Source organism: Oceanobacillus neutriphilus, from assembly GCF_014645515.1.
In the GTDB taxonomy this organism is placed as follows: Bacteria; Bacillota; Bacilli; order Bacillales; family Amphibacillaceae; genus Oceanobacillus; species Oceanobacillus neutriphilus.
The window spans coordinates 81,007-106,340 of the sequence record NZ_BMLW01000011.1; the positions used below are offsets into that span (position 1 = coordinate 81,007).

Annotated in this window: 29 protein-coding genes; 2 read left to right on the plus strand and 27 right to left on the minus strand. The window is 36.3% G+C overall.

Annotated elements, in window-relative coordinates; translation table 11 throughout:
- Positions 1–22: 22 nt before the first annotated feature.
- From IEX29_RS17845 to IEX29_RS17855, 3 genes are read right to left on the minus strand one after another with little or no spacing between them, the layout of a single operon-like run.
- Positions 23–805 (minus strand): TPM domain-containing protein, encoded by a 783-nt coding sequence (locus IEX29_RS17845; RefSeq protein ID WP_188735817.1) that lies wholly within the window; start codon positions 803–805, stop codon positions 23–25.
- Complete coding sequence (locus IEX29_RS17850; protein ID WP_188735819.1) at positions 802–1,830, minus strand: TFIIB-type zinc ribbon-containing protein; 1,029 nt, start codon at positions 1,828–1,830, stop codon at positions 802–804. Before IEX29_RS17850 ends, IEX29_RS17845 begins: the two co-directional genes overlap by 4 nt.
- Before the next feature lie 11 nt (positions 1,831–1,841).
- Positions 1,842–2,351: a hypothetical protein gene (locus tag IEX29_RS17855; RefSeq protein ID WP_188735821.1), complete on the minus strand. Its 510-nt coding sequence runs from the start codon at positions 2,349–2,351 to the stop codon at positions 1,842–1,844.
- 575 nt (positions 2,352–2,926) lie between these two features.
- Between IEX29_RS17855 and IEX29_RS17860 the strand changes: the two genes are divergently transcribed.
- On the plus strand, positions 2,927–3,856 hold the full coding sequence (locus tag IEX29_RS17860; RefSeq protein WP_188735824.1) for a C40 family peptidase: 930 nt from the start codon (positions 2,927–2,929) through the stop codon (positions 3,854–3,856).
- 217 nt (positions 3,857–4,073) lie between these two features.
- Positions 4,074–4,622, plus strand: a complete 549-nt coding sequence (locus tag IEX29_RS17865; protein ID WP_188736057.1) for a GNAT family N-acetyltransferase — start codon at positions 4,074–4,076, stop codon at positions 4,620–4,622.
- Between the two features lie 44 nt (positions 4,623–4,666).
- Here the strand turns inward: IEX29_RS17865 and IEX29_RS17870 are convergent, their stop codons facing one another.
- The 24 genes from IEX29_RS17870 to IEX29_RS17985 all read right to left on the minus strand — a co-directional run bounded on the left by IEX29_RS17870 (position 4,667) and on the right by IEX29_RS17985 (position 25,314).
- Positions 4,667–5,332: a Crp/Fnr family transcriptional regulator gene (locus IEX29_RS17870; protein WP_188735826.1), complete on the minus strand. Its 666-nt coding sequence runs from the start codon at positions 5,330–5,332 to the stop codon at positions 4,667–4,669.
- A gap of 75 nt (positions 5,333–5,407) precedes the next feature.
- Positions 5,408–5,635: a heavy-metal-associated domain-containing protein gene (locus tag IEX29_RS17875; RefSeq protein WP_188735827.1), complete on the minus strand. Its 228-nt coding sequence runs from the start codon at positions 5,633–5,635 to the stop codon at positions 5,408–5,410.
- A gap of 31 nt (positions 5,636–5,666) precedes the next feature.
- Positions 5,667–7,568, minus strand: coding sequence for a heavy metal translocating P-type ATPase (locus IEX29_RS17880; protein WP_188735828.1), 1,902 nt, complete (start codon positions 7,566–7,568; stop codon positions 5,667–5,669).
- Between the two features lie 380 nt (positions 7,569–7,948).
- On the minus strand, positions 7,949–8,257 hold the full coding sequence (locus IEX29_RS17885; protein ID WP_188735830.1) for a hypothetical protein: 309 nt from the start codon (positions 8,255–8,257) through the stop codon (positions 7,949–7,951).
- Between the two features lie 82 nt (positions 8,258–8,339).
- Positions 8,340–9,044 carry a hypothetical protein gene (locus IEX29_RS17890; protein WP_188735831.1) on the minus strand — a complete coding sequence of 235 codons (705 nt, stop codon included), beginning with the start codon at positions 9,042–9,044 and terminating at the stop codon, positions 8,340–8,342.
- 11 nt (positions 9,045–9,055) lie between these two features.
- Positions 9,056–9,889 carry an ABC transporter ATP-binding protein gene (locus IEX29_RS17895; protein ID WP_188735833.1) on the minus strand — a complete coding sequence of 278 codons (834 nt, stop codon included), beginning with the start codon at positions 9,887–9,889 and terminating at the stop codon, positions 9,056–9,058.
- A gap of 81 nt (positions 9,890–9,970) precedes the next feature.
- Positions 9,971–10,408 (minus strand): polyprenyl diphosphate synthase, encoded by a 438-nt coding sequence (gene uppS, locus IEX29_RS17900; protein ID WP_188735834.1) that lies wholly within the window; start codon positions 10,406–10,408, stop codon positions 9,971–9,973.
- Positions 10,369–10,521 (minus strand): undecaprenyl diphosphate synthase family protein, encoded by a 153-nt coding sequence (locus IEX29_RS27265; protein ID WP_188735837.1) that lies wholly within the window; start codon positions 10,519–10,521, stop codon positions 10,369–10,371. The genes uppS and IEX29_RS27265 overlap by 40 nt, the downstream gene beginning before the upstream one ends.
- Before the next feature lie 143 nt (positions 10,522–10,664).
- Positions 10,665–10,853, minus strand: coding sequence for an undecaprenyl diphosphate synthase family protein (locus IEX29_RS17910; protein WP_373290692.1), 189 nt, complete (start codon positions 10,851–10,853; stop codon positions 10,665–10,667).
- Between the two features lie 63 nt (positions 10,854–10,916).
- A complete protein-coding gene (locus tag IEX29_RS17915) occupies positions 10,917–11,669 on the minus strand; it encodes a phosphotransferase family protein (protein ID WP_188735841.1) in 753 nt (250 codons plus the stop codon).
- A 112-nt stretch (positions 11,670–11,781) separates the two neighbouring features.
- Complete coding sequence (locus IEX29_RS17920) at positions 11,782–12,111, minus strand: helix-turn-helix domain-containing protein (protein WP_188735843.1); 330 nt, start codon at positions 12,109–12,111, stop codon at positions 11,782–11,784.
- A 304-nt stretch (positions 12,112–12,415) separates the two neighbouring features.
- Positions 12,416–12,598 carry an anti-repressor SinI family protein gene (locus IEX29_RS17925; protein ID WP_188735845.1) on the minus strand — a complete coding sequence of 61 codons (183 nt, stop codon included), beginning with the start codon at positions 12,596–12,598 and terminating at the stop codon, positions 12,416–12,418.
- Between the two features lie 264 nt (positions 12,599–12,862).
- Positions 12,863–13,477: a TetR/AcrR family transcriptional regulator gene (locus tag IEX29_RS17930; RefSeq protein ID WP_373290693.1), complete on the minus strand. Its 615-nt coding sequence runs from the start codon at positions 13,475–13,477 to the stop codon at positions 12,863–12,865.
- Positions 13,478–14,150: 673 nt separating this feature from the next.
- Entirely contained in the window at positions 14,151–15,146 is a 996-nt protein-coding gene (locus IEX29_RS17935) for a metallophosphoesterase (protein WP_188735849.1), read from the minus strand.
- 32 nt (positions 15,147–15,178) lie between these two features.
- Positions 15,179–16,972: an ABC transporter ATP-binding protein gene (locus tag IEX29_RS17940; protein ID WP_188735851.1), complete on the minus strand. Its 1,794-nt coding sequence runs from the start codon at positions 16,970–16,972 to the stop codon at positions 15,179–15,181.
- 12 nt (positions 16,973–16,984) lie between these two features.
- Positions 16,985–18,169 (minus strand): nucleotidyltransferase domain-containing protein, encoded by a 1,185-nt coding sequence (locus IEX29_RS17945; RefSeq protein WP_188735853.1) that lies wholly within the window; start codon positions 18,167–18,169, stop codon positions 16,985–16,987.
- Between the two features lie 5 nt (positions 18,170–18,174).
- Positions 18,175–18,633 (minus strand): lasso peptide biosynthesis B2 protein, encoded by a 459-nt coding sequence (locus IEX29_RS17950; RefSeq protein WP_188735855.1) that lies wholly within the window; start codon positions 18,631–18,633, stop codon positions 18,175–18,177.
- A 15-nt stretch (positions 18,634–18,648) separates the two neighbouring features.
- Positions 18,649–18,939, minus strand: coding sequence for a lasso peptide biosynthesis PqqD family chaperone (locus IEX29_RS17955; protein WP_188735858.1), 291 nt, complete (start codon positions 18,937–18,939; stop codon positions 18,649–18,651).
- Positions 18,936–19,919 (minus strand): phosphoenolpyruvate carboxykinase (ATP), encoded by a 984-nt coding sequence (locus tag IEX29_RS17960; protein ID WP_188735860.1) that lies wholly within the window; start codon positions 19,917–19,919, stop codon positions 18,936–18,938. The genes IEX29_RS17955 and IEX29_RS17960 overlap by 4 nt, the downstream gene beginning before the upstream one ends.
- 211 nt (positions 19,920–20,130) lie before the next feature.
- Positions 20,131–20,274, minus strand: a complete 144-nt coding sequence (locus IEX29_RS17965; RefSeq protein WP_188735862.1) for a paeninodin family lasso peptide — start codon at positions 20,272–20,274, stop codon at positions 20,131–20,133.
- Entirely contained in the window at positions 20,228–22,213 is a 1,986-nt protein-coding gene (locus tag IEX29_RS17970; protein ID WP_188736059.1) for an asparagine synthase-related protein, read from the minus strand. Before IEX29_RS17970 ends, IEX29_RS17965 begins: the two co-directional genes overlap by 47 nt.
- Positions 22,214–22,472: 259 nt before the next feature.
- Positions 22,473–23,177: a hypothetical protein gene (locus tag IEX29_RS17975; protein WP_505762183.1), complete on the minus strand. Its 705-nt coding sequence runs from the start codon at positions 23,175–23,177 to the stop codon at positions 22,473–22,475.
- Positions 23,174–24,115 carry a PIG-L deacetylase family protein gene (locus IEX29_RS17980; RefSeq protein WP_188735866.1) on the minus strand — a complete coding sequence of 314 codons (942 nt, stop codon included), beginning with the start codon at positions 24,113–24,115 and terminating at the stop codon, positions 23,174–23,176. The genes IEX29_RS17975 and IEX29_RS17980 overlap by 4 nt, the downstream gene beginning before the upstream one ends.
- Before the next feature lie 65 nt (positions 24,116–24,180).
- On the minus strand, positions 24,181–25,314 hold the full coding sequence (locus IEX29_RS17985; protein WP_188735868.1) for a GNAT family N-acetyltransferase: 1,134 nt from the start codon (positions 25,312–25,314) through the stop codon (positions 24,181–24,183).
- Between the last annotated feature and the right edge of the window lie 20 nt (positions 25,315–25,334).

Below are 25,334 nucleotides of genomic sequence, written 5' to 3' on the forward strand. Positions count from 1 at the left end.
TTTCTTTATAGCCTTCTATAAGTTAAAATTTACCACGTGCTCCAGAATGTGAATGACCTCCTCTTGTCATTCCACCTCCACCACCGCCGCGGCCGCCTCCAGTGTTTTTCTGAATTTTTGTTTTCGTAACGGTTTGACGCAAGTATCTATCTGACTTGCTTTTTACACGTGAATTATTTGCATCGAGATACGTGCTTGCATTAGTTGTTACACGTCCACCCATATTAAAAATCATTGAGCCGACGATTGCTGCCCCAATTATAACAGCTACTAATAAATGAAACCATGTCTGAAGTAAAAAGCCATCTGGATTTACTATTGGACTGACTCCCATATATTTATCTACCTTTTCAAAATATAATAAACTAGCATCATAATAATCATTTACTGATAAATCTGGGATAAGTTGATCTACAATTTGAGCTGCACGCTTATTATCTACATATTTTTCACCTGCATAAAAACCTGCTACATATAAATCACGATCTCCTGGTCCACCCGAAAAATCGAGTCCCAAAATAACCGTATCTCCGTGATCCCCATCATATCCAGGACCCTGCTCATCATAAAAATCTTCAATATAAGGTTCAATATCCCTTCCATCAGACTCATCCTTTGTCAAAATAAGAATATCAATCTCATTCTCTTCACTGTACTCAGCTGCTCTATTCTCCAGGTCTGTCCGCTCATTATCAGTAAATATATTGGCATCATCATAGATATACTGCTTCTCTGCAAAAACTCCAGGAACAATAAATAAAGATATAAATAATAGAAAAATGGCTGTGATTAAATACTTTCTCATAGGATATCACCGCCCAGCATAATAGCTATTGTTTTAAATAATACAAATGACCCTCCGGCAATACCAGAAAACCAGAGTGCAGCCTTTGAATAGCTCAGCGGCGGCTTGCCGACAATTTTTCCTGACTGCCCGTTCATTGCAAATGTATGCTCCTGCTTGTCAAAATCATAATAAACCATCCAGACCGGCAAAAGAACATAGTAGCTTTTTGCTTTCTTAGTGCGTATATTTTTCTGCTCATAGTTTACAGAGGTGTAACCCCGTACGGTTGAACCAATATAAGTATCCAAAAATCCTCTAATCTTTGCTTTTACCCTATCAAACAGCTCATCATCGGTATAATTATATTTTTCTGCTAAATAACCAGCTAAATAAGGTGTTTTAAAGCCTTCCAGCTTGTTATAGTCATAAGGCTCTAGCTTATCCATCAGCTCATCATCCATTTTTTCTGAGGCATCCACAGGAACCTTTAAATAACTGATATCAATATCCCGGCGCACCCGATAATACTTTGTCTCTGTATAACGGTAATCCCCGCGGCGGTATGTACGCACCTTGGTTCCTGTTGCTTTCACCTCTACATCATTATCCAGATCATACATCCAAAACGGTACATACATCCCGGTGATGTTTTTAACACGATCAGCTGTCATAAAGCCCTTTGGTGTCAGTCGGCCATTTTTACACCATTTTTTAAATGCCTGCATTGCTTCCTCTTTACTGATGGTAAATGGTATGACTTTAGCAGGGGCCAGCTCACCGGATAACCGATCAGCAAGGACCACTCCTGCACCGCAAAAGCTGCATGATGTCGCTGTTGTATCTGCATCAGTCAAGACAACAGCTCCACAATTTTCACAATGATATTCCTTCGCTTCATCTTCTTCAAAAGACTGCGTAATATTAACATCATCAAATGTATCAATATGCTCCTCATGACCACAGCTCTCACAAGCCAAGTGACCAGATGCACTGTCAAATTTCATATCTGCACCACAGTTGGGACACTTATAATGCACTAACATCCGTCTTCACCTCATTTTTCTGATCGCAATTCAAGCAGTGCTTCTGCCTCAGCAAGCTCAAACTGGATTTTTTCTTCTTCTTTTGTTGTATATTTCATTATATCCGCTTCATTTTCTTTAGCTGCTGTCTCTCTCTGTATGGCGTCGAGGCGGTCAAAGGTTTCGCTAAACGTCTGGCTCATCCGGTCATAGCTTTGCTTGAAAGGAACCATCTGAGCTTCTAAATCGTATTTTTGCTTTTGTAATTTTTCAAGCTCTTGGAGTGCTGCTTCCCGCTGTATTTGAAAACGGCTTTTTTCATTTGATTGTTTTGCTCTTTCTTCATAGCTTGCATATTTATCTGCAAGTCCCTGCTGCTCTAAAATTTCTTCATTCGTTCTTGTTATATTTACCTGAATTGTATCTATTTTAGCACGCATTTCCCGCATAACCCTATCCATTTCTTTTTTACTTTTCTGTAAGTTTTGCCTGCTTTTCTTTGCTTCTCGTTCAGATGAATGAAAGCCTTTAAAAAAACCCATTCTGAATCATCCCTTTCTTCCGAGCTTATGTAATTGTACGTTTGAACATAACAAAAGGTTTCATCGGTATTTTCATTCTGCAGACCAGTTACCATCGGATAACTCTTATAATCTGGTTAATTCTCTTAAAGGATACCGTATTTTCTCCAGGATTTCTAATTATCTTTGAAAAAAAGAAATTTATTTTACAGGATTGTAATAAAAATAGCTTTTCGACATGAAAATGAAATGAAAAAAACAGTGAAATTCATTGAAAATGTTGATTCAGACAATATCGAAACGTGTCTAATCCTGTAATATATTTTAATAATTTGTTATCGTCCCTTAAAAATATGGACACCTTCTTGTGATGTCTCTATGTTAACTTGTGCATAGTGAAAAAATAAACGTTCAGCTAATAACTTACTGAGCGGTCAAGATGTTCATGTCCATTACTCTAGTTATCTATCAATTCGTATTTCTCTCTGATCATAGCAGAAGTTTTACGGACAAGCACATCATGATGGAATGAAATCTTCTACATAGGTTTCTATTTTTCAGCAAAATTATAGTAAAAATTTTAAGGAGGAATTCTTTTGGCACCATCGAATCTTAACGCAAAAAAATATGTTATTTCTACTGCATTTGCAGCAACTTTGGCTCTTACTCCAGTGGTAGGATCCAGCGTATTAGCAAATGCGGGAGAAGGATCTTCTGAGGGAGACATCACCTACGAAGAAAGTAACCTCCCAAATATTAATGCAGAACAATCTTCTGAGGCAGAAACTCCATCTGCAACAGTTAACTCTTCTCTTATTCAACAAGGTGATTCTGGTTCAGGCGTAGAAGAGGTACAAAGTTCATTACAAAATCTTGGTTACTCTTCCAGCAATGTAGATGGTATCTTTGGTGAACTTACTGCACAGGACGTAAGAAATTTCCAATCAGATCAGGGATTGCAGGTTGATGGTATTGTAGGGCCGGCAACTTCTAGTGCGCTTGGAGGTCCTGTTGATTCAACTCCAGATTCCGGTGAATCTTCTGAAGCAACAGAAGATGAAGGTATTACTATCGAAGAAGTAAGCAATACGGATGACTCCAACGGTTCTAACGATTCTGGCAATACAGAAACTGCATCAGCTACTGGAGCAAATATTGTAGCGGCAGCGGAAAGTGCACTTGGGGTTCCATATAAATTTGGAGCATATACACCTGGGGATCCAAATCCTTCTGCTTTAGACAGCAGTGGATTAATCAATTATACATTTGAGCAAGTGGGTATCAGTGTTTCCCGTACACATGCTGGAATGTGGGCAAATGACGGAGTGCATGTAGATTCTCCAAGTCCTGGCGATGTTGTTTTCTTTGAAGGCACTTACGACACACCTGGTGCATCTCATAGCGGAATCTACATCGGTAATAATCAAATGATTCACGCAAGCAGCGGAAGCGGTGAAATGGTTGTTGCTGATATGAGCATTGACTACTGGCAAGATCATTATCTTGGAGCTAAATCTTTCCAATAATAATTTAAAAAACAAGCGTAAGAGCAATTGCGCTTGTTTTTTTGTGCCTACTTTTCGAACCATTTTTTGTTATACTAAATGTAATTCAATTTTAAGGAGCTGATTAAAATGAAACAGGTTATACAGGTGATTGGAAAGTAAAGATATTTTCCCTTTTCAATCATTTTTCATAGAAAAAATCAAACAAAAATGAAGTGAAGAGGAGATTCATCATTTGATGTATACAGATAATAACCTAACAATTCGCACTATAAAAAAAGAAGATTTACCACGTCTATGGGAATTAATTTTTAAAGAAGAGAAGCCGGAATGGAAAAAATGGGATGCTCCTTATTTCCCGCACCATACAAAATCGTACGAAGCCTTTTTATCAGAACAGGAAAATTGGTTAGCTTCCGAAAATTACTGGGTTGTGGAAGTTGATGGTCATGTTCTGGGAACCGTTTCTTACTACTGGGAGCATGAGCCTTCATCCTGGCTGGAAATTGGTATTGTATTGCATGAAGCAGATTCCTGGGGAAAGGGTGTTGGCACACGGGCTTTGAAATTATGGATTAATCATCTTTTTAACCATTTGCCCCTCGTTCGTGCCGGTTTGACAACCTGGTCTGGCAACCTGCGTATGATTCGGGTTGCGGAAAAACTCGGTATGCAGATGGAAGCACGCATTCGGAAGGTCCGGTATTATAATGGAGAATATTATGATTCTATCCGTATGGGCATGCTGCGTGAGGAATGGGAACAGCAACATTACAGTAAGGATTAATCTAAAAAAGACAGGTCTTTTACGAGACTTGTCTTTCATTTTATTCATAATAAACGGTTTTCCAAATCTTTTTTATCATGAAGTTTTATTTTATTTCTTTTTCTTTGAATAAGTCCCTCTTTTTCCAGCCATTTCAATTTTCGGGAAACTGTTTCTGGGGTTGTTCCCAAGAAAGAAGCTAATTCTTTCATTTTCATAGGAATTTCTACTTGTGCTGATTCAGTAATTTTATATAAATCAAGAAGATACGTCATTAAGCGTTCTTCAACTTTTTCCATCATTAAAAACCGGGTTTGCTGCTCTGCCTCCATCATTTTTTGAGCATTGATTTCTAACAGCTTTAGACTTAATTCGGGATACTGCAGTAATATTTTTTGAAAATCCTCCTGTTTTAACAAACAAACTTCTGTTTGTTGTAATGCTTCCGCAAACAGATTTTCATTTCGGGCGCCCAATAGTAAACCCTCACCTTCATAGCCGTTCGGTCCGACAACTCTTAACAATTGCTCACGACCAGCTGCTGAAAGTTGATATACCTTCATATTTCCGCGTGCAACCACAACTAATTTCGGGTCTCCATCGGGGGTAATAATTTGTTCACCATTTTCAAAAATACGATGATTTACCAGCTGATTAATCATCCTTTGATCTTCTAAATCCAAATGATGAAAAAGTGGTACTGCTGTGACGCATAAATGCTCCTGATTCATCGTAAGCCCTCCGTTTCAAAATCCGGCTTTATTTAAGAAATTGAATAAAGCTGAGAATCTATCTTCTTTTCTCCATTATATGCCCTGTACTTTTGTATTTTCTACTGTATAACCCAGATTTTCAATAACTCCTGTTAATTTGTCGGCATTTGTTTCCTTATTATCAATTTCCGCTTTTACTTTACTAGCATTAAATAGGACACTAACCTTTCCAACACCTTGCTGCTTCCGGACAGCACTTTCAATTTTCTGGATACATGACGGACAAGTCAGGCTCTCTAATTGAATTGTCACTTTTTCCATGAATAATCCCCTCTTTCTATTATTTACATTTTTATTGTACTTCCAATTTTTCATTTAGTACTTGACAGCTATCAAGTTTTTCATATTTTTTATGATAACGTAATAAACGCATCCCGTTGATAACAACTGTTAAGATGCTTAATTCATGCACCAGCATACCGCTGGCCATGTAAATATATCCGAAAACCAATCCGGTAAGCAGAAAAATCACTGTACCCACAGCAATCATGATATTTTCTTTCATATTTGCAACTGTTTTCTTTGTTAAACCAAAAGCGTGAATTAATTTTTTAAAATTAGAATGTATTAAAACAATATCAGAGGTTTCCACAGCTATATCCGTACCATTTCCCATTGCAATTCCTACATCTGCTAAAGCGATAGAAGGACTATCATTCACACCATCACCGACAAATGCTACCGTTCTTCCTTTATCTTGAAGCCTTTTCATAAAGCTGGATTTATCTTCTGGAAGGAAGTCACCATGAATCTCCGTTATTCCTAATTCATTTCCCACCATCTCTGCTGTTGTCTGATTATCTCCTGTCAACATAACAAAATGCTTTATTCCCATTTGTTTTAAGATTTGCAGCGTTCTTTTTGCATCCGGTCGAACCTGGTCTTTAATACCGATCAACAATGCCAGCTGATTATTGATTGCTACAAACACTGTAGAGTTTCCCGACTGTTGAAGGCGAAGTGAGTCCTGTTCTGCTTGACTGTTTACCAAAACAGAATGATTCTCCATTAATGTTTGATTGCCAATTATTATTTTCTGTGCATCGATTTGTGCAATAATTCCCTGCCCTTTCACAACTTCTGTTTTATTAATTTTTGTATATCTGGTTTCCCTCACGTAATCTAATATTGCTTGCCCTAACGGATGCTCCGATTCTCTTTCCACACTTGCAGTCAGCTGAAGAGCTTCTTGTATATCATCCGTATATGCTTTCACTTCAGAAACTGCCGGTTTGCCCTTGGTCAATGTCCCTGTTTTATCAAATATCATTGTATCTACTTTACTAAATGCGTTCAACAATTCACCGCTTTTTATTAAAATGCCATTCTTTGCTCCATTCCCAATGCCGGCAACATTAGAAACAGGTACGCCAATAACCAGTGCCCCTGGACATCCTAAAATCAGAATTGTTATTGCCAAGTGGATATTCTGGAAAAGAAAACCGACGATAAACGCAAGCAGCAATACAATCGGCGTATAGTATTTAGCAAAACGGTCAATAAATCGTTCCGCTTCAGATTTATTATCCTGTGCTTCTTCAACAAGCTCAATAATTTTTCCAAAAGTCGTGTCTTCCCCTATTTTCTCAGCTTCTATCTTCAACGTACCATTTTCTAAAATTGTACCGGCAAACACTTTCTCTCCGATTGCTTTACCAGCTACTCTGGATTCTCCTGTTACACTCGCTTCATTAATATAGCCATCTCCTTCTCGAATAACACCATCTACAGGAATTTGTGCTCCCGTTTTAACAAGAAGCAGATCTCCTTTATTTACTTCATCAACAGGAATTTCTTTTATGGCAGTTTTATCGATTCGTAAAGCACTGGCAGGTGCCATTTTTATGAGTTCCTGAATGGCCGAACGTGTTTTCTCCAGTGTCTTTTGTTCCAATAAACCTCCAAATAAAAACAGAAAGATAACAATAGCAGCTTCACTGAATTCACCGATTATAAACGCTCCGGTTACAGCGATGGATACTAACAGTTCAATACTGATTATTTTTACTTTCAGTGCCTGATATGCCTGAATAACTATCGACGGGCTGCCAATAATGGAAGCTGTTATCATTGCAAGTGAATATCCTGCATCCCAGTTGAATAAGAATTTAAAGATAAACCCTGACCCGATCAACGCACCACTGATATAGACAAAAGAGTATCTATGTTTTATCAAAAATTTCTGCAGCTTCATTTTTTATTCCCTCCGCTTCTACTTTGATTACACTGTCATTTTATCGCGAAGGAAAAAGAAAATAATTGATGCCCATCAAGTTATAAAAAAATATCTTAAAGAACAATTATTAATTCAAGAACAAAAGCGCAGAGCGCCTGCTTAAAAACGTAGAGATTGGAGCGGCGCAACTGAGATAAAGGAAACACGGTGAGGTGACGAACCGATGTTGACTTATCGTAGGGCGCGACGTGAAATCTCCTAGTTTTTGGCGCTTGGAGCTGGACTCGGCTGTATTTTTATAAATAGTTATCCACAAGGCTACAATTCTATAGTTTCCTATGCTCTAAAAAAAGTACCTCGAAAGGTACTTTATACAACCGGCTATTTTGAGCATACATTTATAAAATACCATTTGTTATCTTCGTTAATGCTTTATTAAGCAAATATAAACAAGAAAAGAGTACGACAACTACAATTACCAAAAATGCTGCAGAACGAAGAAAAGTAAATGGAATAAAGCTGACCAGCCAGTTTCCAGCATAATAAATAAGCATAAATACTATAACAATTGTTATCAAATACGAAATAATCACACCTATTATTTGAACATAATTAAGTTTTGAATATGTTTCTTTCAGCTTTTTTCTGTTTTTCCAAAAATTAAAAACTAATAAAATAGTACATAAAACAGAAAGTATACCAGCCAAGAATCTTCACCCCTATTTCCATGTTGTAAATCTTCTGCTGCTTATCAAAATAGCTGTGCTTAGGAACATAATATAATATATATTACCGTCTTCTATTTGCCATTATTAGAAACAACAGCAGAATAATTACAGTATAAATAACAATCCATAAAAATGGTAGATAGGATATACTGGACAGGCTTTCTTCCTCCCATTGAATCAATGGCCGTTGGGTAATGGTTGCTGGAGGCAAAAGCCAGACAGTATATTTAAACGATGCGGGTAAAACATTCTCAATACCCAGTGCAGCAATAGACAAAATAATGGTCAGCACTAATCCTCCATAGGCGTTGATAGCACTTTCCATCATCACTTTACTAAAAAAACTGGCAACACAAATTCCAAGAGCAGCTAAGAGAAGATGATTAACAAAAGATATGAAACCAACTGCAAGAGATACTGAATCAGGAAACATATTAAAAATAATTGGATAGAGAAACGCAAATACAGTTAACAGGACGGCAATCAGCATCACGGTCAATAATTTTGCTGAATAATACCGATAGCTGCTTCCCAAATGCAAAATCATCAGCTGTCTTTGGACAGGTGAATCCAGGGAAAGAACACTCAAACATAGCCAGGCAGAAATTACAAATAAAAATAATGCCGTAATCGCATAACTGTCAACAATTGGATTTGGCTTATAAGTATAAAACACCAGGATTAGCACAAAAAAAGTAGAAATTGGCGGAAAATATTTATGGGAACGTATATAGTCATGCAAACTATATTTAATTACATCTTTCAAAAAATCTCTCCTTAGTTATTAAAATCTGTGCTGTTGACAGATTCGATACTTCCTCCAGCTGTAAGCACTCTCGTTAAAATTTGATTACTATCATCTGAGCTTACATATAGTAATAATTTATCCTCTCTTTTTTCACTATATAATATTTCCTTCCATTCCTCCACATCGATATCTATTAAACCTTTTATCTCAATCAGCTTCATATCTTGTTTTTCAGTTATCATTTCTTCCGCCAGGCAGCCATCTTTTATGTAATATGTTTGATCCACAATCCCTTCAAACATAGAAGATTCATGATAGGTCAACAATATCGTTGTCTTCTGTTCCTTCAATTCGCTGATAATAGAAAGCAATTCCTGCTGCGCTGATAGATCTAATCCAGATAACGGCTCATCTAAAATTAATAATTCTGGCTGCTGAAGAATTGCTTGAATAATCCCGACTTTTTGGATATTCCCTTTAGATAACTCGTTAATTCTCCTATTACTCCATTTATCCAATTGAAAACGGCGCAATAATAATGGAATACGCTGTTTTAGAATAATTTCTGAAATACCGTTTATCTTTCCAATATAGTGCAAATACTCATCCGGTGTAAAACGGAGATATTTAGGAAACCGTTCTGGTACATAACCGGTCCTTAAGTTCTTAGGAGCATATAAAACCTGCCCTGAATCTGGCCGTTCTATCCCTGCTGCAATACGTAAAAAGGTACTTTTACCGCTTCCATTCTCCCCCAGAATCGCAATAACCTGTTTTTCTTTTATGGTAAGTGAAACATCATGTAAAACTTTTTTCTTTCCGTATTTCTTATTAATGTTTTTTAGTTCTGCAAGCTGATTCATGTGATTCTCCTTGCTGTGCCATTTCATCATATCTCTATAACACTTGGAAAAATATATTTTCATTTACTAACGGAAGCATAGTTATACTCTTTGCTTCATCAAATAGCTGTTATAATTCTGAAAAGCCAGAGCCAAATTTTCAATCTTAAAATCGGGCCAGAATGCTTTATCTGCCCATAAATAGGCATTATGTATCTGCCAAAGAAGAAAATTACTAATTCTGCGTTCTCCAGCTGTCCGGATCAAAATATCAATATCGGGCTGTTCCTGTGTGTCTAAGTAATTATTAAAATTTTCTACATTAAGCTGCTGAATTATTGTATTATCTTCTTGAGATGCCTCATTAATTCTTTTTACTGCCCGAATAATTTCAGATCTTGCCCCATAATTTAGAGCTATATTACAAACCATACCGTCATTATCTTTGGTCAGCAAAATAGTTTTGTTTATTTCCTCTATTAATTTTTCCGGTAATCCATTTAAATCACCAATATGATGGAAACGTATATTATTTTCCATCGCTTCCTGCTCCACTCAAGCAAAAATTTCACAAATAATTGCATTAAATAATTTACTTCTTTGATTGGGCGTTTCCAGTTCTCTGTGGAGAATCCATATAAATGTGAGTTCAAAAAGTAGCCAGATTAGAAGCAAGAAGGTCAAGGCGACGTGGCTTTTACGAACGGAGCGTATTCTTTTAAATACGTGAGTATCGTAAAAGCCACGTCAACGCAGAGATTCGCAGCTTATCATTTGGGAGCTTTTTGAACATCCTCTATAACGATAAATATTTTACGCCTGCCCTCTTACATTCAATTGTTATTTCGTTTACAGTATTCACACCCGCAAGATGACCGGCACTACGCGGTAACCCTCTTTTCTTTGCCCATCGTCCATTTCCATCACAAATCATTGCTACATGCCTTGGTATATGATCCAAATTCGTCCAATAATCTGTATCCATTAATTCGCATCTCCCTAAATAGTACATTTATACATCTTTTCAAGCAAAATTATTTTATTTTCATTATAAACGATAGTTGTTAATAATTTCTATCCATTGTGCTGCATTCTCTGTAGACACGTATTTTGATAATCTCGCTCCGGCAATTATTGGAGCCCATTGCAAAATTTCTTCTTTTAACAATCCACTTTTTTTACAATAACACTGAAGATAGCTGTCAGCTAATTCAGAGAAATGCCGGCTATATAATAGATAAGTCCTGCATACATCAGCCCGGATATCTCCTGCACTGGAGTCTACCCAGTCAATGATATACACCTTTCCATCTGCTGAAATCAAATTAAACAGATGAAAATCTCCATGACAAAGTCTGTTTTCAAATGTCATTGTGTCCAGTTTTCGTAATAGATTGTTTTTCAGTTTTTCAGTTAAGCTGTCAGCTTCCTTAATCTGCCGGCAAAGCTTATTATACATTAATTCTGACGCACCTAAATCAGGAATCACCCGATGGATCTTTTGCTGTATTTCAACGGAAATAGACAAGTAATATTCTGCTTGTTCTCTATTACTCATATACAGGTCTCCTAAAGTTCTTCCTTTAATATATTCCATCATAATAGCTTGTTTTCCTTTAAACTGTCCAAGATCGAAAACTTCTGGCACAGGAAGACCTGATGAAAAGGCAAATTGTTGTTTCACTGCCTCCATCTCAGATTCTGTGTCAGGCAGATAATCATTGAAAACCTTTACAATTCTATTGTTATAAAGGTATATCTCAGCAGTATTCCCTGTCGCTATCTGAGTATCTGTGTTCATTGGAATCTCTCCTTTTCCGATTCTTTTAGGTTGCAGTTTCTATGTCTGATTAAAAAATGAAGGCCATATAATCAAAAAAACCGTAAAGCATGCTGCTAAACGGTTAGGTGACTTACTTATCTTTTTCTTGCCGCCATTTATTAAATTCCAGATATTCTTTAAATTGTTCTTTGGAAACTCCGGACTCCATTGCCTCTTTTACAATTTTCATCCATTCACTGTCTAACTCCGTTTCAACTATCGTATTATTCTCATTTATTAAATCGTTTACAGAAACATCCAACACTTGACTGATTTTCTCGATAAACTGGATAGAAGGGTTTGATTGAAGGTTTCGCTCAATTGAGCTTAAATAAGACTTCGCCACTCCTGCTTTTTCAGCAAGCTCAGAAAGCGACATCCTCTTTTCTTTTCGTAATTGTTTGATTTTTTCACCAATCAAGTTTTTCACCTCTTTCTCTGCGAATTATATCATAACTTTGGTGAAGAGTTCTATCATTATTTAGAGGATGTACAGAAAGTTAATTCTTAATGAGGGTTCAGGTATAATTATGGTATTTTACACCTTCATAATTAGAAATAAAAGTATAATAATCAGACTGAGGAAAAATCAAGTGTATATTTAAGTTGTAATTTCATAAGAAAATGCACCTTGCAAATTGGTATTCTGAACTGTTTAAGATTCTTTATTTTACCACATTTTGCCAAAGGTGCATTTATTAAATTCTCTATCATTGAAATCCAAATCAAACTTTTGTTTTTTCTCTTATATGAACTAGAAACTGACGAACTTCCTCCAGTGACAGCCCTAATTTTTTTGCCTCTTTTATTAATGTAATCCATTCTTGATCAAGCACAACATTTTCGATTTTCTTTTTCACAACCCCGCCCCCATCATTAATACAGATAATATGGCTACTATCAGTCATTCATGCTGCTTAAAGACCTTTCTACTTATCAAACAGGGTAAATTAGTAACAATAATTAAAACAAAATATTCCGAAATTTATTCTTATCTATTATCATAAAGGCAACAAAGATATGAATGGTAGCTGCCACCCATATTAATGACTACTTTCAATTTTTAATTAAACGACAAAGCTTACGTCAAATGAGACTATCATTTCACCTCCCTTCTTTAAATTGATTAATAATACCAGCAGATTTATTTTCAGAACAATATGTTTGTAATTTTAAATTTCATTTTTTCCTCTTGTCATACCATATAACAAGATTTGAACAATATCCTTAGCAAGTGCTTGCGGCTCCTTTAATCCTGTAAATAATTGAGTTTTTGTCAAGTACTCTATCATGCCTACCAGACTTTCCGAAACAAATTTCATATCAAGGTGAAGATGAAAGTAGCCGATTTCCTGTTCATAAAGAAGGTTATCTTTGATTTGGTTTGCCATTTTTTCTTTGATGTCATCAGCCTCTGCAGACATATAAAAACCGATGATCGTTAAATGTATATTTTCTGCAAAAAATTTAAAAATGGCACTTAATCCTCCAGCAATCCGATCTTCCAAAGCATGTTCATCAATTCCAGGACTAAGTCTGCTCTGTGTTGTCAAATCAGTTAGTTTAATACGGAATGAATCCAGTATTTCCTGGAAAATTGCCTGCTTACTTTGAAAATATAAATAAAAACTTGGCTGTGTCAAACCAGCTTTTTCAACGATTGTGCTTACCTTTGTTTCATGATAGCCATTATTGGCAAATTCTTCTTTAGCAATAGTAAGAAATAATTCTCTGCTTTTTGTTCCATCTGCTCCTTTTTTTCTTCCTCTTTGATTCAAGAAAAACACCTGCTCCAGTTTATATTAAATATATTACTCACCAGTAATATTATTCATTAGTATTATAATAGAATGAAATTTATATAGTCAAGAGATAACAAGTCCAGAAAAGCTTTTTCATCCGTGTCAGTGCAGGTCTTCAACATATTTAACAGATAACACAAAATAATGGGCGATAGTGATAACCATGTTTTCTCCACTCTCTTTTGTATTAAAAAGACGGAATAGAAATGCCCCAAGATTACCTATAAACACAAATACACAAGCCTATTTTACTATATATTTAGCATGAAGCGTTTGACTTGTTTTGTCATTAGCGCACTAGTTTTGTCAAATAAGAAAATTCAAATTATGACATATCCCCCCTATTTAACCATCTATTTGGTGAAGCAAATAACTATAACTACAGCTCCATTCAACAAACAGGGCTTCTTTTTATTATAAATCTGAAATTTTTATTGAAACAAAATCTGTGAATAATAAAGAATAAAACCAAAAAACAAGTCGAATTTCCAATGGGGATTTTGACAATAAATTAATTTTTTTATAATAATCTTCATTTGTATTTATAGTTTATTCTTATTTAAAAATTAAAAGTATCCTATCTTTCTCTTATAAGGAAATTTATTTATTACGAGCTCTGCTGTCTGATAAATACAACTGGATTTCTACAATTATTATTTTATTGCCCGTTGACTGCCCCTCTTAAGATAACAAGGTTGATTTCAGGAGGATTAAACAAGCGGAATTTCATAAAAGGAACTGCACCGCTGCTGCCTAGCCCTGCGCTGACGTACTGCTTTGTATCACTATATTCCCATAATCCTTTTACACGGCCCTGCGGTGGAAATAAGCTGTTTGGTTCATACCAGGGCTCTGGAATAAAGAGAGCACCTATAAATGGTAAACGAATCTGTCCTCCGTGATAGTGTCCTGCCATAATCAAATCATAGTCAGGCCATACCAGCTCAGGATTGGCTTGAATATGATCAATCCGAATATCAGGAATCGGATAATGGTTCAATGCAATAAGGACATCCGCTTCATCCCGGTCCTCAAGTGATGACAGCTCTTCCCACAACGTTTCCTGCTGCAGAAGGTAGCTTTCCTCATTCATGTAATCCGGTTTTGATATTCCTCGTACGCTGCCCATATATTCTGGATCTTTTAAGATAGACAATTCAAAATGAATAAAATGAACATTTTTTCCATCAACAGGAACTGAATAAATGGATTCTAATAATTGAACTCCTCGTTCTTCCATCCCTTGAATAAACTCACTCTTTTCAACTGTTCTGTCAATCTGATAATTTGCCGGATCTGTATTCCCTGGTATATATAACGCATTTTCTTTATTATCAATTCCTTCGATTAATGTGAAAAAGCTGTCATAGTTGGTGCTTTCCACATCATCGAGCATATCGCCTGTAAAAACAATGGCGTCGTAGTCTATCGAATTAATTGATTCTATCAGCCTATTTTGATTTTCACCAAATTGCTTTTCATGCAGATCACTAACCTGGAGAATACGGAAACCGTTCAGCTGTTCTGGTAAATGATCTATTTTGATTTCCTGTCTGGCGATGATAAACCGATTATTGTCCCAAACAGTGTATAAAACGATTACAAGAAATATTAAAAATAGGATTGGAAGAATTTTTGCTCTTATTTTCCTCACAGTTTATCACTCTCCAATACAGAAAACTCCTCTTATCTCATTGCTTCTATCTGGTTATTTAAAAGATGGCTGAACATACTTTTCTTCTCATTGGAAAGCTCCATAAAGCCTCCCTGTTGTATAATCCGCCCTTCCTCCAGTACAACGACCTGATCGGCATTTCGAATGGTTGATAGACGATGTGCAATAACGATAATTGTCATCTTACCTTTCAGCCTTTCCAGTGCAGTTTGAATTTTGGACTCATTCTCTGTATCTAAAGCACTAGTGGCTTCATCCAACACAAGGATAGAAGGCTTTCTTAATATTGCCCGCGCTAATACAATACGCTGCCGTTCACCGCCAGATAACTTAATTCCACGATCACCGATAATAGTATTCAATCCATCAGGAAGTTTCTTTACAAATTCTATAGCCGACGAAAACTCCAAAGCTTCCCATATTTCTTCCTCTGCTGCATCTGTTTTTACTATTTCCAGGTTTTCTCTAATACTTGTATTGAAAAGAAACGGTTCCTGTGGCACATAGCTGATAGATTTTCTCCAGGCTGAAATATTATCATACGAAAGTGGTGCCCCATCTATTAGAATTTTTCCTTTCTCCGGCCGGTTCAATCCCATTAATAAATCAATTAATGTGCTTTTCCCTGCTCCAGAGCGCCCTGCAAATGCTGTCATTTGATTGGGTGGAATCACCAGATTAATATTTGTTAAGGCGCAATCGTTATTTGCATTATAGCGAAAATAAATTTGGTCACATTGAATAGCTTTTTTCATTATAATTGGGGTGCTTTTTAAACTTTCATCTGTGTTAAACTCTTTCGCATTTCTACATTCTTCCTGTAAGGAGATTACTGCCCTGAAAGAAGGAATTGTTGCTGCGATTTGTTCCATCGATGACTGAATCCCTGCAACTCCGGGCCATAGCCTTGAAAATATAATGATAATCAGCATAAGCTGTGCTGCCTGGGCATGAAACATCATTATGGCAAAATAGATAAAAATAGCAATTAAAATAGCAGATGCTGTTTTATAATATAACTGTGAAGTTGATTTCAACCTCATATACTCCACTTGTTCATTTTCCATTTCTTTGGTCACCAGCCCAAACCAGTCTAATCTTGATTTTTCCAATGTATTGCTTTTAATATCTTTTATCCCATTCATATGATCAGTTATCCCGCTGATATACTCCTTAGACAATTCATAATTCCTGTTTCCTAAAGTCAATGACCTTTTTAAAAATTTACGGTTAAACAGGATAAGGACAGAGCCGCACAGAAGTACAAATGCCGTAATCACAGGAGAAAGAATAAATGCCAGCCCTATCTGAATAAAAGTGAACACAATAGATGATATAAATTGTAATACAGAATAAACACCTACACTGGAACGTGCAATTTCGGATGTTAAAATGTTAATAAAATCGGACTTTCTATTTCTAATGAAAATCTGCCATTTAGAATACAGTAACAAATTATATGTTTCCACACGCATATATCGTAAGAAGCCCTGCTGTAACCTGGTGTTTTTCACGTTCAGCTGCCGTTTTACAATATTTTGCCCAATGGCAAGCATGACAAAAACAACTAATATGATTGGCAGACCAAGAGCGGCTGGTATGTCCGCCATAAAGTCAAACATGCTTAAAATCGGTATTGTTTCTACTCCCATATCTACAATGCCGCTCATGCTGATCAATGGGACAAGTAATAGAATCGCAGCACTATCTAATAGACCAATACCAGCCATTGCAAATAAATTAATATAGACGATTTTCCCGGAATAACGATAGATTTGTTTCAAAAAATATAAAATCGGTTTCATCTCTATGTCTCCTTATGATAGTGCATGCTTTCTTCTTTTTCGCCATGCCCAGAGAAATGGACGAAGCGGAAAATAGAGAAAATGGAGCGTTTTTGGTAATGGCAAAATTTTCACGTCATCCGGATATGGATACAGCAAACTTAAAGTAAAAAGAATTCTCTGCTCCACCGACATTAAGTCCGTTAAATATTTTTTATGATACTTCATAACATTTTCAGGTACTGGTAACGTATATATATTAATCATAGATTCCAAATAAAAAATGGATTTTGCAGCCAATTTTTCGGAACGATTATTCACTAAATACTGCTTCATTTCACTGGAAAGCTCTCTATTAAATAATTCAGACACAAGCACCAGACCTTGTCCGCCAACCTGAAGGTAACCAAAGCGTTTTAATCGTTTATATATCCTGTTCCAGTTCAAATCTTTATCCATTAATTGATGGATATCAAATAACCAGCGCAATCGTGACCATCCATGCTGTGCTCCATGAATATTAAGATATAAAAAGAGATCCTCGCCATTTAGCATATAGACTTCATGCCCCGGCACTGTGCTCTGTGTTCTCCGTTCCCACAATTCATTAAAATTCGGCTCTTTCGCCGGACCGGTATTCAGTCTCCAATGAATTTCTATAGTGATTTTCTTTTGCGGATGATAATAGTTGACATGACGATGTCTCCACTTCCATTCATTTAATTCTTTATTTATCTCATATTCCTTTTCATAGCCTTGCGCTAATAGCAGTTGCTCCGCATCATCCAGTTTTTCTATCGGAATAAGAACATCCAGATCCCTGGAGGTTCGGAGTGAAATATCACCATACAACGCTTGAGCCAATACAGGTCCTTTTAAAAAAAGAAGGTATATGTGATTGTCTAAAAACAGCTTGCTGACCTGCTGCATTTCTGAGCTTAAGAAAAGCATTTTCATTGTATTTCTTCTATACAGATAAGAAAATCTTTCTAAAACCAATGAAGGAATAATACCTTCACCCATTTTTTTCAATTTCGGATAAAGTATCGGATAAATACGGTGATGGATTGCTAAATCAATAAAAGCATCCCAATTAATATCAGTGAAAGCCTCTAAATCTTTCAAATGTCTGTCAAGATGCTCATGCTTTAATAATTCAATGATGAGCTGTAATTCCTCAGGTATATTACTCAGGTCCAATTGATGTTTATTTATCATTCATTTCACCTTTTATCCTTCGTATCTATTTTCTTTGCAAACTTGCTGACAACTGTAAATCGTTCCGCCCCTTCTACTCCTGTTACAAAGAATGGACCACTGCGCAGCCATGCGTGAGCAATTAACTTTCCATCCTTATCTTTTGTCATTCCTAAGTAAAGTGTACTCTCTATATCCCGCTTTTCTAACATTTTCAAAGCAGCGATTCCCTTAACAAGACACTCACTCTCCCAAAACGTATACTTGCTCATAATATGGATAGCCTGTGATATCCCCATCAATGTCTTTTTGTATTCAGGGTTTAGATCTGTCGAAGTTTCTTTCATTTTTTCACCTAATGAAGGTGCCATTTTTGAAAAGGACATCGCTTTGATAAGACGAGCTAAAGCAAGATAAATAAATGCTTCAAATAGAAGGTGTCTCATTCTCTTATTTAAAGACAGAAATAATTTCACTCTTCTCATCCCGCTCCCCCTTTTTTAAACAAACTCTACTTTCACTAAGCCTTCTTCTGCTAAACGATCTATGAATCTGAGTACCTGTTCACTGCATTCATACTCTCTCACATCATATTCCTTAACTAATGATTGAATAAGATCCTGGATAGAGATAGGCTCTTTCATACAATCCCAAATCTCTCCTCCTGTTTCACCAAGATTGTAGTACTTTCCATTCTCAATACTTAACATGACCTTTTCCCCGTCCATATCGCTGACAATCAATCCCTCTAATTGACTTACAATATCGTTGTTTGAAATCGTCTTATTCATATTACTATCTCTCCCTTTTGATAGATTGGAGCTGCTTTTTTATCATTTAAATTAGTATCCTTCGTAATTAATCTCAGAATATAGTCCACTAATTCATTGGCTGTAAATCGTGAGACAGGACGTATGATTCGATAAAAATCAAGATTATTCGCCAAATTAGCCGAAAATGCAAAGTGCCAATCCAATAATTCCGAACGGTTTATCATAAAATTACGATAGGTATTATGAAACAGGACAGGGAAACGTGCTAATTTTGGGATGGATGCTATTTCAATATCATTTTGATTAGCTTCACTTAATACAAAAATCCCGGCTAAAGGTATTGGTCTATCAACAAAATGGTCATTAACCGGTATATTAAATTTTGTTTCTCTATTATAGATTGGTTTAAATTGATTAGACTCCATACCAAAGTGATCTAAGCTTTCCTGCCATAATTTTTGCTGCGGATAAGAAGGTATAGCTAGCGGAATATTATCTTCAGATAGTGTCACTACCATAATGTCGTCTGTCAGTAATGGAAAGCCGCGATTTAAAAATGCGGAGGCGAGTGTTGATTTTCCTGCACCGGAATCTCCCACAACAGCATAGGCTTTCTCATTAATGACAATGCAGCTTCCGTGTATCGGCAATGTTTTTCTTTGCATGAGCAAAACACCCAAACATGTTCCAAGCATGTAAAGCCGGATTTGATTATTGTTTGAACCCTCTATTGCTGAGAATGAAATAGTCCTTCCATCTTCAATTCTATAAATGGCCACACCCGGAACTTTAATCATGCAAAAATTCTTTTTTATGTAGTAGTAAGCATCTGGTTCGGCAAGCTTTGACCATAAGGAAGATAAATTGGTTTCCTTTATTGTTAAATCTGCTTCATCAAAATTTTCGCAGCTGACAGGTATTAATTCTGGTAATGGGAAATCACTTAAAATATTTAATCCAAATGCTCGATAGGAATGAATTTTTGAAGTTTCAAACATCTATTAATCACCTTCTTTTTATAATAAACAGGCTATTGCAGAGAGGTGGAATACAGGAAACAAGAAAAAATGAGCCCTTATACAAACAGGATGGTATAAGGGCCAATAATCTACCGGCTGCAACTATTCGAAGAGCACTGCGATTCAGGTTTAAGTATCTATCTTTGGATGAAGAACATGTTGATCTTGTAAAATTCTCTCAATGTACTGCTTAACTTATGTCTTCTCCCGGATTCGGATCAGGTTTATTATGTCTGCCAATAAAAAATCCATCCCAAGAATCACCTGTCCATTTCGCCATTGTTTCTTTAATATCCAATAATTCCAATTTTGGTTCTTTCCAATGCTTTTTCATTTGTATCACCTCCTTTAAGGTCAAATGTTTTCAGAAATCGATAAACGATGATACTACGCATTAGCAACCTGAGCTCAGGTTTAAAAGCAAAAGCTCCCTTTGGTTCTTCCATAGCTGCTGACAGGGCGTTTCTGATTGAATCTGTATTCAAATATTGTGTTATATTCTTATCATTTAAAAGCTCCTTCACCTCATTAATAAAATCCGGCCAACAGGATATCATGCGGTGAAGCCAATCTGCTGCCTGGACACCATATTTCGTTTGGTTTAACCGCACTTTATCAGGCAAATATCCTTTTGTTGCATTTCTGATTAGCGCCCGGTCCATTCCGTTATTTATGAATTGATCTAATGGCAGGGACATACAATATTTAATTACCCGGACATCATTTGTCGGGTCACGCATCAATACCCCATACTGCAGGGATAGCTTTGAAAATGCTACTCCATTAGAATTCCAAATAAATTCATTATCAATCAGGTAGGTTCTTTGATTTAAAATGGTAAGTTCAGTTAGCCCATCAGCCCCAATACCATACTTTTGAATTTTTTCAAACACATTCATTTTATTAGCAAAATCAGGATTCACAAGCATTGGAAATGGATTATCTTCTTCCTTGTTTAAAAACGGAAATGCCTGTTTACTTATAAGCGATAACAGCTTCTTTCTGCCCACCCCGATGTTTCTGCTGTAAGGTGTAAATTCACGGGCAAAACGAACCCACTTCATTTTCTTTAATAAGTGTCCATAATATTGCATTGCCGGTCCCCAGGATATTGTAAAATTCCCTCTGGCACCGCTTAACAAAACTCCGACGTTATCCTTGGCGGCCTGTTCAAAAATCCCCTTCATCCAAAATGAATTCTCAAAAAACTTATAAGGTGTTTCCATAATATCCAGCCAGTCATCTATATCATGGTATGGATTTTTACTATCCAGACTTAAATAATGATCTTCAATATTCCCTACATAATCAACCGATGCATGAATATATGGACGTTCATCCGGCAAATAGTTTCCTGGTGTATAGTCATTAAAATCTGCAGCCGGGATTGAACTGTAGGTATGTAATTTTTTATTTTGCTTTCGCAGCGTTTTTGCAGCAAAACTGACAACAGAGCCAGAATCAAGGCCGCCACTCAGCTGAGAACCGACAGATTTAAATGTACGCAATCTCGAATCAACTGCTTTCTGGAATATATCACGGAAACCCTCCACATATTCATCGTCTTTCTTGAATCTGATTTTGTCATTAAATGACAGCACCTGATATTTCGAAAGCTTCACCCTTCCATCAGCTACAGTAATCGTATGAGATGGCGGGATCTGCTGAATATCCTTTATAATTGTTCTTGATACATCAATGGCATCTATAAAGGTCGATATTGCTAAATACTCAGCCAGCCATTCCTCATTTAATTGTCTGTTAACATATGGCAGCTTTAACAGCGGCTCCATAACTGTACAAAATGCGAATCGCTGGTCATCAGAGAAATAGTAGAGTGACCTTGAACCAGAAAAATCTCTTGCCCCAAATATCTTTTGATTTTTTTCATCCCAAATCATAAAGGCAAAATCGCCAACCAAATATTTAGGAACCTCCCCGCCCCATTTTGTGTAAGCAAGTAATATCAATTGGCTATCCGGCATCCCTTTTCTTTCTCCCATATGAACTCCCAATCTATCAAATAGATCATCCCGATTATCGATGATTGCATCTGACGTAATTGCCAGTTGTCTTGTCTCATCATAAAAAGGAAGCTGTTCATGAATTGATTCAGGCGTAATCCACTGCGCATGACAGCCTAAAAACACATTTTTCTTACTCCAGATTTGTATATCATCAGCCGGAAACTTCCTTAATGCCAGCATCATCTGCCGTCCAAATTGTTGCGGAACAGTATCTTTCACGTGATAAATTCCAGCAATTGCACTCATCATATCTTCTCCAATATATAGGATTATCCGATTGTTCTTATTAAAGAACAACAAGTTTTAAAAAAAACTAAATTCTGCTATTAATTAAGAGCAGTTTATTTAGATAGTCATTTTAAAAAAAGAAAGTAAATATGTTATTGTTCTATATAAAGAACATACATCATTTCAAATAATAATTCAATACTTATTCCTGATTTTTTTGAAAATTATTTAATATTCATAGACTTCTTCCTAATCAGCTGCAGCATCTAAAACACTTCTATTTGTTGATAAATTGATCGTATCTTTTGATTTTAACTGTGCTGCCGCAAACAGAAATAGAATGTGATGGAGGTACCTGCGTGATACTTTTATAAATGGTAGTCATCGGGTTCATATGATCAACTCTATCCGGGTCAGCCAGGAAAAAGTCTGCAATCCAAACCTCATTGAAGCGCTTCTCTACATATGGCAATGATAATAGCGGCTGTATTAATGTACAAAATGCAAAATGCTCTTGATTATGAAAATAATAAAGCGTCCTTGCCCCCGAGTAATCTCTCGCACCGAAAAGTTTCTGATATTTTCCGTCCCAAATCATAAATGCAAAATCACCTGCCAGATATTCCGGTAATGCTTCTCCCCATTTTTGATAACCAAGCAATATTAACTGGCTGTCCGGCAGAGCCTGATTCCTGGAACGATCCATTTCTAGCCTGTCAAATAATTCATTGCGATTATCTATCCCTGCATCAGCAGTAATTGCCAGTTGTTTCTCCTTATCATAATAAGGTAAAATTTCCTCCGCTGGCGCAGGCGTTATCTGCCGGGTATGACAGCCGAGAAAAATATTTTCCTGCTGCCACAGTACCGTATCATCCCCAAGGAACCGTTGCAATTCCTTCATCATTATATATATATGATTTCCCTGTACCTGTTTATTGTAAAACGGATAAATTCCAGCAATAGCTCCCAGAAAAATCACCTCCCATTCATCAATTTTTTCATTTTATTTTTTGAATAATGATGCTTGCTGTGAATAGAAGACTCCTTTATTTGAACATGTTTAATAAACTTAGAATGCCGATTAATAAATGGCTTGATTCTTGCTTCCTGGAAATTTGAATACGTTAATATTTCTTTTTCCAAATCATCTAAATCCGCCTTTCGGATGGCTTCTCCCATTAAATAATATTTAGCAACATCCTGCGATTGATGACAAGCCAGCATTTGTTTCTTTATCTTGTACTGATTGTCTGATAGCTTCATTATAGTTTCCTCAGTATTAGCTGATTTGGAGTTCCTAAAATGAATATTCTCTGTACCAAGGGGCTGCAGCTCGTTGTATTCTGCCCACTCAAATACATTAGAAAAGTCCAGCTGCTTACAAACGGATTTAACAACATAGCTTGTTATATCATGATCATTGTGTCCCCCCTCCACACAGTGAACATAAACTTTTTTGGGCTGGTATTTTTCCATTAAAAAAAGAACATCCTTCGCTATTTCCCTTAAATAGCGATGTGTTCCAGCATCAGGAAATCCAAGACAATGTATATTTTCTCTTGGTATATTTAATAGTGATAATCCGTGCAGGCCTTCTCTATATCTCTCCTCCGCTCTATCTTTTGAAAAGGCTTTATTCATCCGCCAGCTCTCGCCAATTAACCCGGATCCATTCGTCACATATGTTATGACGGATTTCTCACCCTTTTGCTGATGATCGTATAAAACGGAAGTTAAACCCAGAACCTCATCATCAGGATGTGCTGCAAAAACAAGTATATCCGCTTTTGTTGTTGTATTATCCGGTAATGCTCTCCCCATCATTTTTTCGGGATATCTATACAATCCCCGTGTATATTCAATAAGTTTAATTGTTCTCTCCTCACCAAGTGTCCTTTTAATACCTTTAAAAATCATGCTCCTGATATTTATAACAGCCAAAATAATCACCATCCAACCTTTATTCGTTGTTTCTGTGAATCTTATGAAGTCTTTCTGATTAATAGTCTTTCTGCAATTTTCCGCAAGTAAACATGAAATAAACGGGATTTATTTATTCGAAATAAAAAATGGAAAAACTGTGACTTTAATGTTTTATTGGTGAATGTATATTCTACATTCTGTCTATTGACTGCTCCCCATTTGTATTTATAGGCTTCCTCTCCCTTTAAGAAATCGAAATGCTGACATCCTTCTTTACCGGCATCAAGGATAAGATGATAAATTAATAGCTGACCTGCTGAATACTTTCCAAATTCAGTATCAAAGCTTGGAATATAAAAATAGAATCTATTTCCATCGGTCATGCCGAAATGTACTGCAATAATTTGCTTATTTATTTCCAAATAAGAAAGATGTAATAATTCGTTCTGAAAAAGATTCTTTGCAGTTAATAGTGCGTACTCCCTCTCTTTCCGATTATTATATTTACTGGGAGTTTCCGTACCATTCCATCTTCTCTGATGCAGCTCAAATAATTTATTCATCACAGGTTCTATATCTGTTTCTCTTCTTACTCTTTGATAAAGGTATTCCCCTTTTTGTCTGATTAGCTTTCTTTGTTTAAAAAGTATTTTCTTAACATACTTGTTATTTAGTCCAAACTTCTCCTGTTCCATATTTTGATCAAGTATGATATAAGGACAATCTACCGTCTTTACTTTCTCTATCATTTTAAAACCATCTAGTAAACTATCAGAAAAGATTTTATTATATATGGAATCTCCGGGTAAGTCTGACCATACTATACAGTCCCACTTTCTCCTGTCCTCTATAAGCTTCTTTATTATCAGGTTAAAGATCTCTTCCATATCATATTTTTTTGAAATAACTGGTACTAAATAATCTGCCGCCCCTAATCCAATTGGCCGGATGACAGTAAAGCTCCAGGTTGCTTTATAACTGTAAAGAGGGACAATCGCTATGGTATTCATTCCTTCTTTAACTTCTATCATATAAGGATGTATTGTTTTGCAGTTTTTTTGATATTCCCACCAGTTTTTCATCCAGCTGCCCTCCTGGAAAATGGTAAATTCATGAGTTTTCTCGTTAAAAATACTGCATTCAGAAAATAATCTTTCCACTGCATCCTCATCTTTATGCAGAATAACTTCCACTCCCCTGTCCTCCTTTAAAA